Source organism: Deltaproteobacteria bacterium RBG_16_64_85 (assembly GCA_001798885.1).
Taxonomy (GTDB): Bacteria; Desulfobacterota; Deferrimicrobia; order Deferrimicrobiales; family Deferrimicrobiaceae; genus FEB-35.
Window position 1 is genome coordinate 63,677 of record MGQW01000065.1, and the last position, 16,498, is coordinate 80,174.

Sequence of the window (16,498 nt, forward strand, 5' to 3'; positions counted from 1 at the left end):
CATTACGATCGACCGTTTCCTCCAGGCGTGCGCCGTCCCTCTCGAGATGCGGCTCCAGGCGGGCGCCGCCGGCCTGACCCGCGAGATCACGGACCAGCGGATCCAGAAGACCGGGCTGGCGATGACCGGGGAGGTGAGGTCGATCCACGAGGGACGCATCCAGGTCCTCGGCGACACGGAGCTCACCTACTTCGAAAGCCAGCCGGGGGTGCGGCAGGCCGGGATCGTCGACGTGTTCTTCTCCGGCCCGATGGCGTGCGCCGTGATCGGCGGTTCGCTGCCGGTGCCCCCCGCCTTCCTGGAGGCCGCCGATCGCCACGCGGTACCGCTCCTGTCTTCGCCTCTTCCCACCACGGAGCTGATCGAGGAGACCCTCCGGCACCTCGGACGGCTGTTCGCCGAGACCACCACGGTTCACGGAGTTCTGATGGACGTGCTCGGGACCGGCGTCATCCTCCTCGGCCGGAGCGGGATCGGGAAAAGCGAGTGCGCGCTCGACCTCATCCTCCGCGGGCACCGGATCGTCGCCGACGACATCATCCACCTCGAGAAGCGGGGGCCGAGCACCGTCCTCGGCAGCGGCAGCGATCTCACCCGTCACCACATGGAGATCCGCGGCCTGGGGATCATCAGCATCCGGGACCTGTTCGGGCTCTATGCGATCACCGACTTGAAGAAAGTGGAGGTCGTCATCCAGATCGAGGAGTGGGATCCGGTAAAGGAATACGACCGGCTCGGCCTGGAGGACCGCTGGACCGTATACCTTGGCGTGTCCATCCCGACGCTTCTCATACCGGTCTCCCCGGGGCGCAACCTGGCGACGATCGTGGAGGTGGCGATCCGGAACCACATTCTGAAGACGCAGGGGGTCCACTCCGCGCGCGATCTCGTCGATCAGCACAGTCGCCGGACGGGGGGGACCCCTCCCCGATGACCCCCTCGAGGAAAGCCCGCCGGCGCTCCCGCGTCGTCATCTTGACGGGCCTCTCCGGTTCGGGGAAGAGCACGACGGCGAAGGTCTTCGAGGACATCGGCTACTTCTGCGTGGACAATCTCCCCGTGGTCCTTTTGCCCAAGATCATCGACATCGTGTCCGAGGCGCGGGGCGAGTCCGCCCATATCGCCCTCGTGGCCGACGTGCGGGGACGCGAGTTTCTGCCCGACTTTGCGCGGGTGATCGAGGACCTGCGCCGCCAGGGGCACGACGTCCATGTCCTGTTCCTCGACGCCGAGGACGACGTTCTCCTGCGACGGTTCAGTGAGACCCGGCGGAAGCACCCCCTGGCCGGGCCCGGGGGAGCCAAGGAGGCGATCCGGAGGGAACGGAAGGTGCTCTCCCCGCTGCGCGAAATGGCCGACACGGTGCTCAGCACGTCGGAGTTCACGGTCCACCATCTGCGCGAAGCGCTCCTGCGCCGTTTCCGGAAATCGGATGGAGGGGGGCTGCGCGTCAGCATCGTCTCCTTCGGCTACCGCTACGGGCTCCCACTGGAGGCGGATATGGTCATCGACGTCCGGTTCCTTCCCAACCCCAACTTCGTCCCCGCGTTAAAGCTACAAACCGGACTGGACCGGAGGGTCCGCAAGTATGTGCTTTCGGCGCAGACGACCCGCCGGTTCCTCCGCCTTCTGACCTCTATCTTGCATTTCCTCCTTCCCCTCTATACAAAGGAAGGGAAAGCGTATTTCACACTGGGGATCGGGTGCACGGGCGGGAGACACCGTTCGGTTGCCGTCGCCGAGGCACTGTCCGCGGCCCTCGCCCGGGAGGCGGTGCCCGTGGTGATTCACCGCGACCTCCACCGCTCCTCCCTCCCCGGCAGGAGCTCGCCATGATCGGAGTCGTCGTGATCTCGCACGGCCGCCTGGCCACGGAACTCCTGCGGGCTGCCGAGATCATTGTGGGGAAGGTGGAAAATGCGGTCTCCGTAGACATCGACCCGAAAATGGGGATGGATGAGATCCGGAAGGGGATCGAGGGGGCCATCCGGGCGGTCGACCGGGGGAAGGGGGCCCTCCTTTTGACCGATATGTTCGGTGGCACTCCCTCCAACATCGGCCTGTCGTTCCTTGGGACGCACCAGGTCGAGGTGGTAACGGGGGTCAACCTCCCGATGATGATCAAACTGACGATGGCCCGGGCGACGATGTCCCTGCCGGACCTGGCGCGGCACCTGCAGGAATACGGCCAGCGCAACATCACCATCCCCGGCGATATGCTGAAGAAAAAGGTGGAGAAGAAGTAGCCATGTCGCTGGTGCTGGTGCGGGTGGACTGCCGGTTGATCCACGGGCAGGTCGTGGAAACGTGGTTGCCGCACACCGGCGCCAATTGTCTGCTGGTGGCCAACGACGACCTCGCCTCCAACGCGTTCCTCCGGTCGGTCATGGAGCTGGCGGTGCCGCCTTCGATTCACGTCGTTTTTTGCGCACTGGACGAAGTCGCAAAGAAACTCGCCGAAATCGATCGCTTTGGGGAGAAGACGATCCTCCTCTGTTCGACCTTCCCGGATGCTCTCCGGATCTACCACTCCGGCGTCCGGTTCCCCTCCCTCAACATCGGCAACCTGCACTACGCGACCGGCAAGGTGGAAATCTCCCCGTCGGTCTTCTTCTCCCCGGAGGACTTCGACACGGTCCACTGCTTCTGCCACAACGGGGTTGTCGTCAACGTCCGCGCCACCCCGTTCGAGGCAGGGACGTCCTATGAGCCCGAGCGGAAATAGCGATGGCCTGGCGGTTCCTCCTCGCGGCGGTCCTCGGGGCGATCGCCTACCTTGACCGGACGGCGGCCTTCCAGCTGATGCTCCACCGCCCCCTCGTGGTTGCCACCGCGATGGGGGCCGTGTTCGGGAACGTCTCCGCCGGCGCGCAGGTCGGCGCGGTGCTGGAGCTCCTTTATCTGGTCCGGTTGCCGGTGGGAGCGTCGATCCCGCCGGACGACACGGGTGCCGCCCTGTTCGCCGGGGCCGCCGGCGCGGTTGCTTCCTCTTCCGTGGGTCTTGACGCGGGGAGCTTCACCGCCTTGTTGCTCCTCTCGGTTCCTTGCGCGGAGCTGGGCAAGGTCGTCGACCGCCTCGTCCGCCGCGTCAACGGGAGAATCGCCAACCTGACCGTCGAGTCGGTGGAGCGGGGGGACTCCCGGACCGTGGAGCAGGGCCTCCTGGCCGGCGTGACGCTCTTTGCGCTGGCAGGCGCGGTGCTGACGCTTGCCTTCACCGGCGCCGGGGTGGCCGTCGGAACGTTTCTTCTGCCCCGCTTCGGACCGGAGAGCAGGCTCGATTTCGCCGCTCTCCTGCCCATCCTTCCCCTCGTCGGGGCGGCGTCGATCTTCTCCTGCAGCCGCACCGAACGGACGGCGCCCGCATTTTACCTGACGATGATGACGGTGTTCGCGGCGACCCTCTTTTTCCGGTGGGTGGGCTGACGATGGGCGAAGGCATCTCCAGCGAGGTGCGGCGAAGCGTCTGGAGGCGCCAGTTCCTCCTCCAGGGATGCTGGAACTACGAGGGGATGCAGAACGTCGGATTCGCCTACAGCATCCTGCCGGTGCTCCGGCATCTTTACAGCGGACAGCCGGAAGAGCTGACGAAGGCCCTCAAGCGCCACCTGGAGTACTTCAATACGCAGCCGTCCATGGCGGGAGTGATCCTGGGAGCCTCGATGCGGATCGAGGAGCGGATCGCGGCGGGGGAGACGGATCCCCGGGCAATCGGGACGTTCAAGGTCGGGCTCATGGGATCGCTGGGGGCGATCGGCGACTCGTACTTCTGGGGGGCCCTGAGGCCGATGGCCTCCGTGGCGGGGGCGATCCTCTCCCTCGTCCATCCCCTCCTTGGGATCGGAGCACTGCTGCTCCTTTACAACTGGTCGCACCTCTCGATCCGCCGTCAGGGGTTCACCGTCGGCATGACGGGAGAAGAGAACGCCGCACTGTACCTGAAGGGCGCGGGATTCGCCTCCCGGACCGAGGACCGCAAGATCATCGCGGCGGTCCTGGGAGGGGCCTGGGCGGGGGCGGTGGGAAGCAGGACCGCCTTCCTGTTCGGGGGGGGCGCGGCATCGGTGGGGTTTTTCCTGATCGCGGCCCTGACGGTTCACCTCCTGACGGTGTTGTTCCGGAAGGCGGTGTCGCCGTCGGAAGTCCTGCTGCTGCTGCTGATCATCGGGACGCTGATTCTCTGGCAATGAACGTTTAAGGAACGTTTCGGGAAAACAAGGTCGGAAGGGAACATGGAAACAGGGCCTCTGCTGGAGCGGGAGTTCGAAATCCTGAACCGTCTGGGGCTGCACGCGCGCGCCGCGGCGCAGTTCGTCCACCTCGCCAACCGGTTTGCCTCGGAGATCCGCATCTGCAAGGACGGCATGGAGGTCAACGGCAAGAGCATCATGGGGGTGCTCATGCTGGCGGCTCCCAAGGATTCCCGCATCGTGGTACGGGCGATCGGGCCCGACGCGGAGGCGGCGCTGGACGCCATCGGCGATCTGGTCGGCCGGAAATTCGGAGAGGAGTAGGCACTTGTGACGGACGGCGGACGCACGAAGATGAGGCTGCTGCGCGGGATTCCCGCTTCCGGCGGCATCGCCATCGGCCGGGGGTATTTCCTTTCCCGGGCGCTGCCTTCCTCCGTACAGTCGACGGTCACCCGCGATAAGGTCGAGGAAGAGGCCGCCGCGTTTTTGCGGGCGGTGGGGAGGTCCAAGGACCAGATCCGCGCCATCCGCGACGGCGTGAAGGACCACGCTTCCGAGCATTACCAGATCCTCTCCGTGCACCTGGCGCTCCTGGAAGATTCGATGCTGGTCGACCAGACGGTCCGTCTCGTCCGGGAGAATCAGTACAAGGCCGACTGGGCGTTCAACAAGGTCCTCCAGAATCTCCTCGAAACGTTCCATCGCATCGAGGACCAGTATCTTCGGGAGCGCGGGCACGACCTGCGCCAGATCGGCCACCGGGTGCTCGAGAACCTCGCCGGCCGCCCCGTCGACTCGATCGCCTCCATCCGCGAGCCGGTGATCCTTGTGGCCCACGACCTCTCCCCCGCGGATACAGCCCAGATCCTGAAAAGTCCGGTCCTCGGCTTCGCCACGGATGTCGGGAGCAAGACGTCCCATACCGCCATCACCGCACGCTCCCTTGGCATTCCCGCGGTGGTGGGCCTGGAGCGGGTGACCGACGAGTACGCGGAGCTGGACGAGATCATCCTCGATGGCGAGGAGGGGATCCTCATCCTTCGCCCCACCCATGAGGCTGTCCGCGAATACACGGAGAAGCGGAAGGCGTACCTGCTCCGCATCCGCGACCTGGCGAAATTCGCGAGGCTCCCGGCCGTCACACGCGATGGCAGGACGCTTCGACTCCACGCCAATATCGAGTTCCCCGAGGAAGCGGACGCCGCGCAGCGGAGCGGCGCGGAAGGGGTGGGGCTCTACCGGACTGAATTCCTGTTCCTCAACCGGAGGGACCTGCCCTCCGAGGAGGAGCAATACAAGACCTACCGCCGCGTGGCCGAGAAATTCGCCCGTCATACGGTCACCATCCGGACCCTGGACCTGGGCGGGGACAAGTTCGCGTCCCAGATCGAGCTGGCCGACGAGATGAACCCCGCGATGGGTCTTCGGGCGATCCGGTTCTGCCTGAAGGAGAAGGAGATCTTCAAGCAGCAGATCCGCGCCATCCTGCGGGCATCGGCGCACGGCATGGTCCGGATGATGTTCCCGATGATCTCCGGCATGGGGGAGCTGCGGGCGGCGCTGGCGATCGTCGAGGAGGTAAAAGCCGACCTCCGGAAAAGGAGGATTGCCTTCGACAAGGAGATCCCCATCGGGATCATGGTGGAAATTCCCTCCGCAGCGATGATTGCCGACCTGCTCGCCAAGGAGGTCGATTTCTTCAGTATCGGCACGAACGACCTCATCCAGTACGCCCTCGCCATCGACCGCGTGAACGAGCACGTCTCCTACCTGTACGAGCCCCTCCATCCGGCGATCCTCCGGCTGGTCCGGCGAACCGTCGACGGCGCCCACGATGCGAGGATTCCCGTATCGATGTGCGGGGAGATGGCGGGCGAGCCCTTTTTTACCTACGTTCTCCTGGGACTGGGGCTGGACGAGCTCAGCATGAACGCGATGTCGATCCCGCGGGTGAAGCGGATCCTGCGCAAGTCGGTGGCCTACGAGGCGAAGGAATTCACGGGGGGCCTGCTGCTCCACGCGACCGCCGCCGAAATCGGGAAGATCCTGCGCAAGAAGCTCGAGGACATCTTTCCCGAAGAGCGGTTTTAACGTATAATCCGCAGGCTTGTTCAACCGTTTCGGACAGGAGCGATCCGGCATGAACGATTTTTTCTTCACCTCGGAATCCGTGACCGGGGGGCATCCCGACAAGGTCGCAGACCAGATCTCCGACGCGGTCCTCGACGAGATCTTGCGTCAGGACCCGCGGGGCCGCGTTGCATGCGAGACGATGGTGACCACGGGACTCGTCATCGTGGCGGGCGAGATCACGACGAAGGCCATGCTCGACCTCCCGGGGCTGGTTCGGAAGACCGTCACGGACATCGGCTACACGGGGGACTCCAAGGGATTCGACGCGCACAACTGCGCTGTGGTCACGGCGATCGACCGGCAGTCGCCCGACATCGCGCGGGGGGTCGACCGCGGGGCGAGCAAAAAACAGGGTGCTGGCGACCAGGGAATGATGTTCGGGTTTGCCTGCGACGAGACGAAGGAGCGGATGCCGATGCCGATCTCCTTCGCGCACAAGATCTGCGCCCGGCTCACCGAGGCGCGGGAGAGGAAAATCCTGCCGTGGCTCCGGCCCGACGGAAAGAGCCAGGTGACCGTCCGCTATGCGGACGGCGTCCCGCGCGAGGTGACGGCGGTGGTCTGTTCGGCGCAGCACGCCGAGGACGTCAACCGCAAGACGCTCACCGAAGGGATCGTCGAGGAAGTGATCCGGAAGACCATCCCGAAGGGGATGCTGGCGAAGAATGCGCGGTTCTACATCAATCCCACCGGCCGGTTCGTCGTGGGCGGACCCCACGGGGACACAGGGCTCACCGGCCGGAAGATCATCGTCGATACCTACGGCGGCTACAGCCGCCACGGCGGCGGGGCATTCTCCGGGAAGGATCCATCGAAGGTCGACCGGAGCGCGGCGTACATGGCCCGCTACGTGGCGAAGAACGTGGTGGCGGCCGGGCTCGCGAGAAAGTGCGAGCTGGAGCTCGCCTATGCCATCGGTGTTGCGGAGCCGGTGTCGATGATGGTAGAGACCTTCGGCACGGCGCGCCTCCCCGAGGAGAGGATTTCACGGGCGATCCGGGAGACGTTCGACCTGCGCCCTGCGATGATCACGAAGGCCCTGAATCTGCTGCGGCCGATCTATTGCCGGACGGCGGCGCTTGGCCACTTCGGGAGGGAACTCCCGGAGTTCACCTGGGAGCGGACCGACAAGGTGGGGGCGTTGCGGAAGAGCGCGGGATAATCCATCAGCGGAAAAAGGAGACCGGCGCTATGGGCCGCCGAAACAGCTACGACGTGAAGGACCTTCGCCTGGCGGGGGTGGGGCGGGACCACATCGAGTGGGCGAAGAAGGACATGCCCGTCCTCCGTTCGATCGGGGAACGGTTTGGTCGGGAAAAGCCGCTGACAGGAATCCGCATCGCGGCCTGCCTGCACGTGACCACCGAGACGTCCGCGCTCATGCAGGTTCTCTCCGCGGGGGGGGCGAAGGTCTCCCTGTGCGCGTCCAACCCGCTTTCCACGCAGGACGACGCGGCGGCCTCGCTCGTCCGTCACGACGGCATCCGGGTATATGCGATCAAGGGGGAGAACCGCCAGACGTATTATTCCCATATCCTTCAGGCGCTCGCGATCGCTCCCCACGTGACGATGGACGACGGAGCGGATCTCGTCTCCATGATCCACACAAAGAAGAAGGAATATCTAAAGGGCGTGATCGGCGGGACGGAGGAGACGACGACCGGAGTCAACCGGCTTCGCGCGATGGCTTCCAGGGGGGTGCTGCGCTACCCGATCGTGGCCGTGAACGAGGCGCGGACCAAGTACCTCTTCGACAACCGCTACGGGACGGGGCAGTCCACGATCGACGGGATCATGCGGGCGACCAACCGGCTGATCGCCGGTTCGTGCTTCGTCGTGGCGGGCTACGGATGGTGCGGCCGGGGGCTGGCCATGCGCGCCAAGGGGATGGGGGCGCGCGTCCTGGTGACGGAGGTCGACCCGCTGCCGGCGCTCGAGGCGCTGATGGACGGATTCGACGTGGTTCCGATGTCCGAGGCGGCAAGGACGGGGGACATCTTCTGTACGCTGACGGGGAACCTGCACGTCCTGCGCCGGGAGCATTTCGATAAGATGAAGGACGGCGCAATCGTCTGCAACTCCGGACACTTCAACGTCGAGATCGACATCCCCGCCCTGGCCCGGATATCGAAGTCCGTCCGGACGGTCCGGCCGTTCGTCGAGGAGTACCTGCTGCGCGACGGGCGCGCGATCCACGTCCTGGCTGAAGGGCGGCTCATCAACCTGGCCGCTGCGGAGGGGCATCCCTCCAACGTGATGGACATGAGCTTCGCCAACCAGGCGTTGTCGGTGGAATATCTGGCCCGGCAGCGAGATACGCTGGAAAATCGGGTCTACGCCGTCCCCGAGCCGATCGACCGGGAGATCGCCCGTCTCAAGCTCCGGGCGACCGGCGTCCGAATCGACCGTCTGACCCCCGAGCAGAAGAAATATCTCGCTTCCTGGCAGATGGGAACCTAGGTCTCCCGCGCGACGAAGAGCTCCCTGCGATCATCCAAGAGGATGCCGGGAGATAGAAGGAAATCCCCTCCTTGAAAGGACCGGGGGCCTCTTGGCCCTCGGCCGCCCTCCCGGCGTTTTTTCCATCCTCGCCGGCAGGAGCGACTATCCGGGGTGGCGCCGGAAGAGCAGTCCCCCGCCTGCGGCAAACAACAGATCCGGGAGCCAGGCCGCCGCCAGGGGGGGGAGCATCCCCATTCTCCCCAGGGAAAGCGAGGCGGAGAGGGCCATCCAGCAGAAAAAGCCGATCAGCAGCCCCGCCCCGATGCTCCTCCACACGCCGCCCGAACGGGGGGTGCGAAGGGCGATCGGAATCGCGATCAGGCCGACGATCACGTTCAGAAGCGGGTACGAGAATTTCGCATGCAGGTCCACCTCGTAGCGGCGGACGTCGTATCCCCTTGCCTGGGAGTCCGCGATGTATCCGTAGAGCTGCCCGTACGTCATCTCCCCGGGCGGAGTCTCCCCGTCCATGAAGCCCTGGATGGTTTCGGCGAAGGGGAAGTCCTTATCCGCGATCGGGACGGCCTGCAGATCCCCTGTGGTCCGCCGCTCCCGCCCGTCCCGGAGCCGCCACTTTCCCCTCTCGGGAACCTCCGCTATCCTCGCGTCGATGCGCCGGACGAGTCGAAAATTCCGGTCGATCTCCAGGTACTGGAAGCCATGCAGCGCGCGGCCGGCCGTGTCGATCACCTGTGCGGAAAGAATCGCGTTCTCCCCGCGGATCCAGTAACGGTTCAGCGAGAACTGGGCCGCAACCCGCCCGGGGCGGACCCGGAGCCGGGCGATTTCCCGGGCCATGCGGTTGGCCTTGGGGGCGAGGATTTCTGATGTCCCGAGGGACAGGACCGAGATGAGGGCGCAACCTGCGATCAGAGGGGCGAACGCCCGCAAGGGGCCGATCCCCACCGAGAACATTGCGGTGAACTCGTTATTCCGCGCCAGGAGGGAAACCGTGATCAGGACTGCCACGAGCACCGCGACCGGAGAAATCATGAAGAAGATGCCCGGAATCTTGAGCATATAGTACCGGAGGATCTCCCCGGCGGCGGCGCGGTTGTTGAGAAAGGCATCGGCGGATTCCACGAAATCGATCATGAGGAAGAGGACCAGAAACCCCAGGATGCAGGCGGCGGCCATCAGGAAGAACTCCCTGTAGAGATGGCGGCTCAGTATGGTCATTTCTTCCCCTGGGCCCACCCGAACAGCGAGGGGAGGGAGATCATGTGCGATTCGGATTTCCAGAGGATCCAGAGGGCGACGCCAAGAACGATGGCGTTGGGCGCCCAGATGAGGAAGACCATCGCGCCGGGGGCCCGGGTCTCCAGGGCGCCTCCGGCGGCCAGAAACAGATAGTAGAAAACGATCAGGGCCAAGGTGATCGCGAACGCGGGCGATTTTCCCCGTGCCCGCTGAAATAGGCCCAGCGGCATGGCGAACAGGCCGAAGGCGAGGCAGGAGGAAGCCAGGGAGAGCCGCCGGTGGAAGTGGTACCGGTAGGAGGCACCTTTCGCCGTCTTCCCTGGAGCGGTGCTCCTGCGGGAGAGTTCCGGCAGGGAAAGACGTTTGGGATCCTCGTTGTCCCCCGCACCGGCCAGCCCCAGCGGCAGGAGGAAATCCATCCCCTGGAAGGAGGCGGTCCGGTAGACGCCGCCGGCGACATCTTCATGGTGGATCGTGCCGTCCGAAAGGTGGAGCCTTACGATGTGGGTACCGCTCTCCGGGGAGAATTCCCCCTCCCTAGCAAAGACGAGCAGCGGGTCCTTCCCCTCCACGTTCTGTGAGAGCAGGACCCCGGTCATCTTCGACCCGTCGGCGGAGACGCGTTCCGGGAAGAGAAGGACCCCGGGTACGACTTCCTGAAACACGTGCTCGGAGGCGCCCGCCCCGGCGCGGAGGGAGAGGATGCGGCCGAGGGTCTCCTGCATCTGCCGGGTTCCCCAGGGAATGCCGCTCCAGCCGATGAAGAGGCTGGCCAGAAAGGTTCCGCCGCTCAGGAGGAGGACCGGAAAGGCGACTCCCCGCATCCCCACGCCGGCGGACTGCAGGGCGGTTGTTTCCGAGTCCGCGGCAAACCTCCCCAGGGCGAGGAGCACGGCAAGAAGCAATGCGGCGGGGAGGGTGATCTCGAGAAACGTCGGGAACAGGGAGAGCAGCAACTTTCCAACAAGGGGAAGAGGAACGCCCTTGGCGATCACCAGGTCGGCCAGTCGCGCGAATCGATGGAGCAGGACGACGAGGGTGAACGTGGACAGGCCGATCAGAAAGGGGGCGCCGGATTCGGCCAGGACATATTTATGAATGATTTTCATGCATATGTTCCGTGCACCCCGACGGAGTTCCCCGCAAATTTCCGATGACGTCGGATTATTGCGGTGAATCGCCGGAATCCGGTTATAGTATCATACCTTTTAATGAAGGGATTCCAGAGCGCGAAATGGAAAGACAGCGGATGAACGTCGTCAACGGTTCCTCCGCTTTTCCCCCGCACGCCGCGGCGTCGGTGACCATCGGGAACTTCGACGGGGTGCACCTCGGACACCAGGAGCTGCTCCGGCGCACGGTGGCCCGGGCGAACACGACGGAGACCCCGTCCGTTGCCCTGACTTTTTCCCCCCACCCGATCCGGTTTTTCTCCCCCCGGGCCCGTTTTTACGAGATCACCTCGCTGGAGGAGAAGGCTGCCCTGATCGCATGGTTCGGCATCGACATCCTCGTGGTGGAGTCCTTCACCGGGGAGGTGGGCCGCATGTGGCCCGCGGAATTCGCCCGGGAAATCCTGGCGCGCCGGCTTCGGGCCCGGTACGTGATCGTCGGCTACGACTTCACGTTCGGGAGAAACCGCACCGGCTCGCCGGGGATGCTCGGCGAGATCGGCAGGGAACTGGGGTTCGAGGTGGAGGTCGTTCCGCCGCTGTTCCGGGGCGGGCTGATCGTCAGCTCGACACGGATCCGGCAGTTGCTGCTGGCCGGCAGGGTACGGGAGGCGGAAGAGCTCCTGTGCAGGCCGTACCGGGTTTCCGGGCCGGTGATCACGGGCGCCGGCAGGGGGAAAAAGCTCGGGTATCCGACGGCCAATATCCAGTATGCGCAGGAGCTGCTTCCCCTTCCCGGCGTGTACATCGTGGAGGTCGAGGTCGCCGCCGTGCGTTATCGCGGATTGGCGAACGTGGGGTTCAACCCCACGTTCGGGGAGAATTCGCTCGGGGTGGAAGTCCACCTGCTGGACTTCGACAGGGATCTCTACGGGCAGGAGGTCTCCGTTTTTTTCCGTGACCGCATCCGCGACGAGCGCAAGTTCAAGAGCGCGGAGGAGCTGGTCCGGCAGATCGAAAAGGACGTGCAGTACGCCCGAGGGATGAAGCTTCCCCCCAGGAAGGAAGTCGGCGGGAGGGAGCCGGACTCCGCGGCCGCCGGCGGGACCTTGGGATGAAGGCGTTCTCCGTCGCGGCCCTGGCGTGCGGGATGGCCTTCCTTATCGGATGCTCCCGCGGGAGCGGACCTGCCGCAGGCCCGGCGGACGTCGCCGCCCTACAGCAGGCGTTCGTCAAGGCGGTAGAGCGGGCGGTGCCGGCGGTGGTCAACATCCGCACGGTCACCGCGTTTCCCCGCGGGAGGGGATTGTCCCAGCGGACGGACCGGCAGAGGTTCCAGGATTACCTCACCGACCGGATGGACGAGAACGGGGGTCGGGAGAACTCCCTCGGGTCGGGGGTGATCGTCGCCGAGGAGGGCCTGATCGTGACCAACGAGCACGTCATCCGCGACGCCGACGAGATCATCGTGCGTCTGTGGAACCGGGCCGAATATCCCGCCCGCGTCGTTGGCGCCGATGCCCGCACAGATATCGCGCTCCTGCGGATCCAGCCCGCCGGCAAGCTTTCCGTCGCGGTGCTTGGTGACTCCGTCAGGCTCAAGGTAGGGGAATGGGCCATCGCCGTGGGGAATCCCTTCGGCCTGGAGAGCACCGTGACCCTGGGGGTGATCAGCGCGACGGGGAGGACCGACCTGGGCGTGGAGTCGACCGACGATTTCATCCAGACCGATGCCTCCATCAACCCGGGCAACTCCGGGGGTCCCCTGCTCAACACCCGTGGGGAGGTGGTGGGGATCAACACCGCGATGGTGAGCACAGGGCAGGGGATCGGCTTTGCCATCCCCATCCATACGGTCATGGCCGTGGAGCGGGAGCTGGCGCGAAACGGGTCGATCCGCCGCGGGTGGCTGGGCATCGGGATCCAGACGCTCACCCCGGAACTGGCGGAATCGTTCGGGGCGAAAGGCGAGAAGGGAATTCTGGTCAACCGGGTCGCCCCCCACAGCCCGGCCGAGAAGGGGGGGCTGCGCGGAGGGGACATCATTACTTCTTTTCGGGGCAAGCCGATGTCCGGTGTGAAGGAATTTCAGAAGCAGGTGGCCTCCGCCACCCCGGGCACCAGCGTCCTCATGGACATTCTTCGTGGAGGGAAGCGCGCCAGGGTCGAGATCAGCGTCGCCGAGATGGAGGGACAGGAGGCCCGCCCGCAGTACCGGAAGGCTCCGGTGGACGCCTGGGGCTTGGCCGTCGAAGAGATCCCCGCCCGGGCACTGCGGGACCTCGGGATCGAGGGAGGGGTGGAGGTCGACTACGTCGATGCTGCGGCACCCGCCTGGGAGGGCGGGATCCGTGAGGGGGACATCCTCCTTCGCATCAACCGAAAGCCCGTGCCGGGGGTGGACGCTTACCGGAAGGCGCTTTTGGAACTTCCCAAAGGACAGATGGTCTCCGTCCTTCTTTGGCGGGACGGGGCCCATATGTACGTAGCGTTCCGCGCCCGGTAGGGCAAATCCAGTGGCCGTTGCGGCCAGGAGGGGGAAGATGGGGGTCGTCAAGGATCCTGATGTGGCCCGGCGCATCGCTCGGGCAGTGGTTTCGGACATTGCCCTTTACAACGCGAAGAAGGTGGAGGAGGGGATCGCTCGGGACACCCTTTTCGATCTTCTGAAGGAGGAGATCGAGGAAGGGAGGATCTATTACCAGAGCCGGGTCGATCCGGAAATCGCCCGGGGTGCGAACTATTTCAACGAGGCCCTGGTCGACGTCCTGATCCGGCCCATGGGGCGGATTCCCTCCAAGGCCTGGTAGTTGGGCGTCACCCATCGGATCACCGTACCCCCCGGACAGGCGGGAGAACGACTGGACCGTTTCCTGTCCGGCGCCCTCCCGGGTTTTTCCCGATCCCGGATCCAGCAGTTGATCGGGGAGGGGAACGTGCGCGTAGGCACGGCCGCGGCACGCGCCTCGACGCGGATGAGGGGGAACGAGGTGGTCACCGTCTCCGTGCCGACCCCTCGTCCCCTCGATCTCGTCCCCGAGGACCGTCCCCTCCGGGTCCTGTTTCAAGATGAGCACCTGATCGTGGTGGAGAAGCCGTCCGGGATGGTGGTGCACCCCTCCCCCGGGCATCCGGGCGGGACGCTCGTGAACGTCCTTTTGTCCCGTGCCGATCGGCTCTCCGGCATCGGCGGCGTGGTGCGGCCGGGGATCGTTCACCGCCTCGACCGGGATACCTCCGGGATCCTCGTGGTAGCCAAGACCGACGAGGTGCACGCGAACCTCTCGGCACAGTTCGCCTCTCACCGGATGGTGGATCGGCGCTACCACGGCATCGTCTTGGGAAAGCCGCCGCGAGCGAGCGGTACGGTCGTCACGCAGGTAGGGCGGCACCCTGTGCACCGGAAAAAGATGGCGGTGCTCGCCAAGGGCGGGCGCAATGCAGTGACTCATTACCGGTGCATCGAGTCTTATGGACCCTTTTCCCTCGTGGAGTTCCGCCTGGAAACGGGTCGGACCCACCAGGTTCGCGTCCACAGCGCGTCCCTTTCGTGCCCGATCGTGGGGGACGACGTCTACGGCCGGTCCCGGAAGGTACCGTTGGGGAAGGGTCCCTCCGGCACGACGGTGACGCTCGGTCGTTTTTTCCTCCACGCGTTCCACCTCGGGTTCCTCCACCCCGCCACGGGAGAACGGATGGAGTTCGCCATCCCGGATCCGCCCGAGTTCGCGGCGTTCCGCGCCGCCGTCCTCGAGGCGTACGGATGAGCCGCCCGCCATCCGGCTGCGCCGCCTCGGAGGGGGACTCCGCTCGTGGCTTCTATGACTGACCGGCCTGTCAAGAGGGAGGAAGGGAAGGCGGTCGGTTTTACGACGGTTCATCAGCCTTCTATGCGCGGGTTGGCTACCGCTATCGTAATCGTGCACCACCGGGGGAGCTGCTTCCATCTCGCCACGGGGATTTTCCGCATTTGCGAATGCCCCAAAGCCATGAGACGAGGATTCTCCCCAAGCCGCGACCGCCTCCCTCTCCCTCTTGATCCTGGCGTACCCTCCTTCTCCGAACGGGGGATGCGAACGGGGATCCTACGCCGCCGTTGCCTCCGGGGTCTCAGGAAGCGTCATCATGGCCCACACGAAGCCGGCCAGCTCCCGGGCCAGCGCGACCTTGACCTTCCCCCCGGCAACTCCCCGCCGTGTCAGTTTCCAGAACTTGTGATGCAGCCGGGTCAGACACCGCAAGGCCACCTCGCGCAGCGGTCCCGACACGCAGGTCATCCGTTTGAGCAGGTCCCTCCCCAGGTGTGCATTCCTCGTTCCTCGCTGGACCGCTTCCACGAGGACGCACCGCAGGTGACTGTTGCCCGCCTTGGTGATCCGCCCGCGCCGGATCCGGTCCAAGGAGGAGTATTCCGAAGGAACCAGCCCCGTGAACTTCATGAACGCCGCGGCCCTGGGGAACCGGCGAAAATCCATCACCTCGGCGATCACCCGCATCGCGGCCAGGGGGGAAAACCCCTTGAAGGCCCGCAACCGGGTCACCCGCTCCCGGTAGGGGGCCGTCTCGGCCAACGCGACGACCTGCTGCTCGATCTGCTTGAGACGCTCGGCCAGGAGGTGCAGCACGTCCAGGTAGTGGTCCAGCACGGTCCGGTCCAGCGAGGAAAGTTCCAGGCCCCGCATCCACCGCCAGTGGGCCTGCGTCCAGCCTTTGACGCCCTTGGGAGGCCGTTGCTCATGGATCAGCAGCCAGTGGGCGATGATGTGCTTGACCCGCCGCACCTCCTTGGCGATGTCCTCCCGGGACGGGATCCGGACGAAGGAGAGCGTATTGGCCCGAAACGCCAGGGCCAGTTCCCGGGCATCCCGCCCGTCGGTCTTGATCCGGTCCCCGGGGCGGCGCGGGATCAGGGAAGGAGCGGCCACCCGGCATTCCATCCCGGCCTGAAGCAGGGCCCGGGCGAGACCGTATCCGCAGGGACCCGCCTCATAGCAAGCCTCCACCCGATGGCTCTTCGCGAGTTGCCGCAACCGCTTGACCAACCTGGAGAGATCGTTGCCCCCGAATTCCTCGCGCATCACAGGATGGTTCCCCTCCTCCGGCAACCCCACAGCCACGATCTTCTCCTTGTGTACGTCCATGCCAACGAATACCCTGTTCATGACCGGCCTCCTTTGCGTTGTGGTATGCCATCTCACCGGACGGCTAATCCACGGTATCGCAATCAGTGGGGCCGGTCAGTCATATCATCTCGCCGTGCGGTGGACCCGCACGGCTGCGCTCCGGCCTCCAGGGGGCCATTCCCTCAGATCCCGGCATTCGAGGGCCGCTGCATCCACTCCGGCTTCGTCGCCCTCT

Annotated in this window: 17 protein-coding genes and 1 pseudogene (1 of these 18 only partly in view); 14 read left to right on the top strand and 4 right to left on the bottom strand. The window is 65.4% G+C overall.

Going from position 1 to position 16,498, the window contains the following annotated elements; genetic code table 11:
- Positions 1–46: 46 nt before the first annotated feature.
- Genes A2Z13_01765 through A2Z13_01810 form a run of 10 tightly spaced genes read left to right on the top strand, consistent with a single transcriptional unit; the run spans position 47 to position 8,786 of the window.
- Positions 47–934 (top strand): HPr(Ser) kinase/phosphatase, encoded by an 888-nt coding sequence (locus A2Z13_01765; GenBank protein OGP77563.1) that lies wholly within the window; start codon positions 47–49, stop codon positions 932–934.
- The gene (locus A2Z13_01770) at positions 931–1,836 is read left to right on the top strand and encodes an RNase adaptor protein RapZ (protein ID OGP77501.1); all 906 of its coding nucleotides are present in this window, start codon (positions 931–933) and stop codon (positions 1,834–1,836) included. The genes A2Z13_01765 and A2Z13_01770 overlap by 4 nt, the downstream gene beginning before the upstream one ends.
- On the top strand, positions 1,833–2,246 hold the full coding sequence (locus A2Z13_01775; GenBank protein OGP77502.1) for a hypothetical protein: 414 nt from the start codon (positions 1,833–1,835) through the stop codon (positions 2,244–2,246). The genes A2Z13_01770 and A2Z13_01775 overlap by 4 nt, the downstream gene beginning before the upstream one ends.
- Before the next feature lie 8 nt (positions 2,247–2,254).
- On the top strand, positions 2,255–2,725 hold the full coding sequence (locus A2Z13_01780; protein ID OGP77564.1) for a hypothetical protein: 471 nt from the start codon (positions 2,255–2,257) through the stop codon (positions 2,723–2,725).
- A 2-nt stretch (positions 2,726–2,727) separates the two neighbouring features.
- Positions 2,728–3,426, top strand: coding sequence for a hypothetical protein (locus tag A2Z13_01785; GenBank protein ID OGP77503.1), 699 nt, complete (start codon positions 2,728–2,730; stop codon positions 3,424–3,426).
- Between the two features lie 2 nt (positions 3,427–3,428).
- Positions 3,429–4,190 (top strand): hypothetical protein, encoded by a 762-nt coding sequence (locus tag A2Z13_01790; GenBank protein OGP77504.1) that lies wholly within the window; start codon positions 3,429–3,431, stop codon positions 4,188–4,190.
- 57 nt (positions 4,191–4,247) lie between these two features.
- Positions 4,248–4,514, top strand: a complete 267-nt coding sequence (locus A2Z13_01795; GenBank protein OGP77565.1) for a phosphocarrier protein HPr — start codon at positions 4,248–4,250, stop codon at positions 4,512–4,514.
- A gap of 30 nt (positions 4,515–4,544) precedes the next feature.
- Positions 4,545–6,284, top strand: coding sequence for a phosphoenolpyruvate--protein phosphotransferase (locus tag A2Z13_01800; protein ID OGP77566.1), 1,740 nt, complete (start codon positions 4,545–4,547; stop codon positions 6,282–6,284).
- A gap of 49 nt (positions 6,285–6,333) precedes the next feature.
- Positions 6,334–7,488 (top strand): methionine adenosyltransferase, encoded by a 1,155-nt coding sequence (locus tag A2Z13_01805; GenBank protein OGP77567.1) that lies wholly within the window; start codon positions 6,334–6,336, stop codon positions 7,486–7,488.
- Between the two features lie 29 nt (positions 7,489–7,517).
- A complete protein-coding gene (locus A2Z13_01810; GenBank protein OGP77505.1) occupies positions 7,518–8,786 on the top strand; it encodes an adenosylhomocysteinase in 1,269 nt (422 codons plus the stop codon).
- 144 nt (positions 8,787–8,930) lie between these two features.
- On the opposite strand, the gene A2Z13_01815 is transcribed toward A2Z13_01810, so the two are convergent.
- Together A2Z13_01815 and A2Z13_01820 are read right to left on the bottom strand one after the other, a co-directional pair.
- Complete coding sequence (locus A2Z13_01815) at positions 8,931–10,007, bottom strand: LPS export ABC transporter permease LptG (protein OGP77506.1); 1,077 nt, start codon at positions 10,005–10,007, stop codon at positions 8,931–8,933.
- Complete coding sequence (locus A2Z13_01820; GenBank protein ID OGP77507.1) at positions 10,004–11,137, bottom strand: hypothetical protein; 1,134 nt, start codon at positions 11,135–11,137, stop codon at positions 10,004–10,006. Before A2Z13_01820 ends, A2Z13_01815 begins: the two co-directional genes overlap by 4 nt.
- A gap of 140 nt (positions 11,138–11,277) precedes the next feature.
- Between A2Z13_01820 and A2Z13_01825 the strand changes: the two genes are divergently transcribed.
- The 4 genes from A2Z13_01825 to A2Z13_01840 are packed head-to-tail and all read left to right on the top strand — an operon-like array spanning position 11,278 to position 14,907.
- A complete protein-coding gene (locus tag A2Z13_01825) occupies positions 11,278–12,258 on the top strand; it encodes a riboflavin biosynthesis protein RibF (GenBank protein OGP77508.1) in 981 nt (326 codons plus the stop codon).
- Positions 12,255–13,646: a hypothetical protein gene (locus A2Z13_01830; protein ID OGP77509.1), complete on the top strand. Its 1,392-nt coding sequence runs from the start codon at positions 12,255–12,257 to the stop codon at positions 13,644–13,646. Before A2Z13_01825 ends, A2Z13_01830 begins: the two co-directional genes overlap by 4 nt.
- Positions 13,647–13,683: 37 nt before the next feature.
- Positions 13,684–13,950 carry a hypothetical protein gene (locus A2Z13_01835; protein OGP77510.1) on the top strand — a complete coding sequence of 89 codons (267 nt, stop codon included), beginning with the start codon at positions 13,684–13,686 and terminating at the stop codon, positions 13,948–13,950.
- Positions 13,951–14,907, top strand: a complete 957-nt coding sequence (locus A2Z13_01840) for a hypothetical protein (protein ID OGP77511.1) — start codon at positions 13,951–13,953, stop codon at positions 14,905–14,907.
- 318 nt (positions 14,908–15,225) lie between these two features.
- Here A2Z13_01840 and A2Z13_01845 read toward each other — a convergent pair whose 3' ends face one another.
- Both A2Z13_01845 and A2Z13_01850 read right to left on the bottom strand, forming a co-directional pair.
- A complete protein-coding gene (locus tag A2Z13_01845) occupies positions 15,226–16,302 on the bottom strand; it encodes a hypothetical protein (GenBank protein ID OGP77512.1) in 1,077 nt (358 codons plus the stop codon).
- An 84-nt stretch (positions 16,303–16,386) separates the two neighbouring features.
- Positions 16,387–16,498 (bottom strand): annotated as a pseudogene (locus A2Z13_01850) (hypothetical protein); it runs 104 nt beyond the window's last position.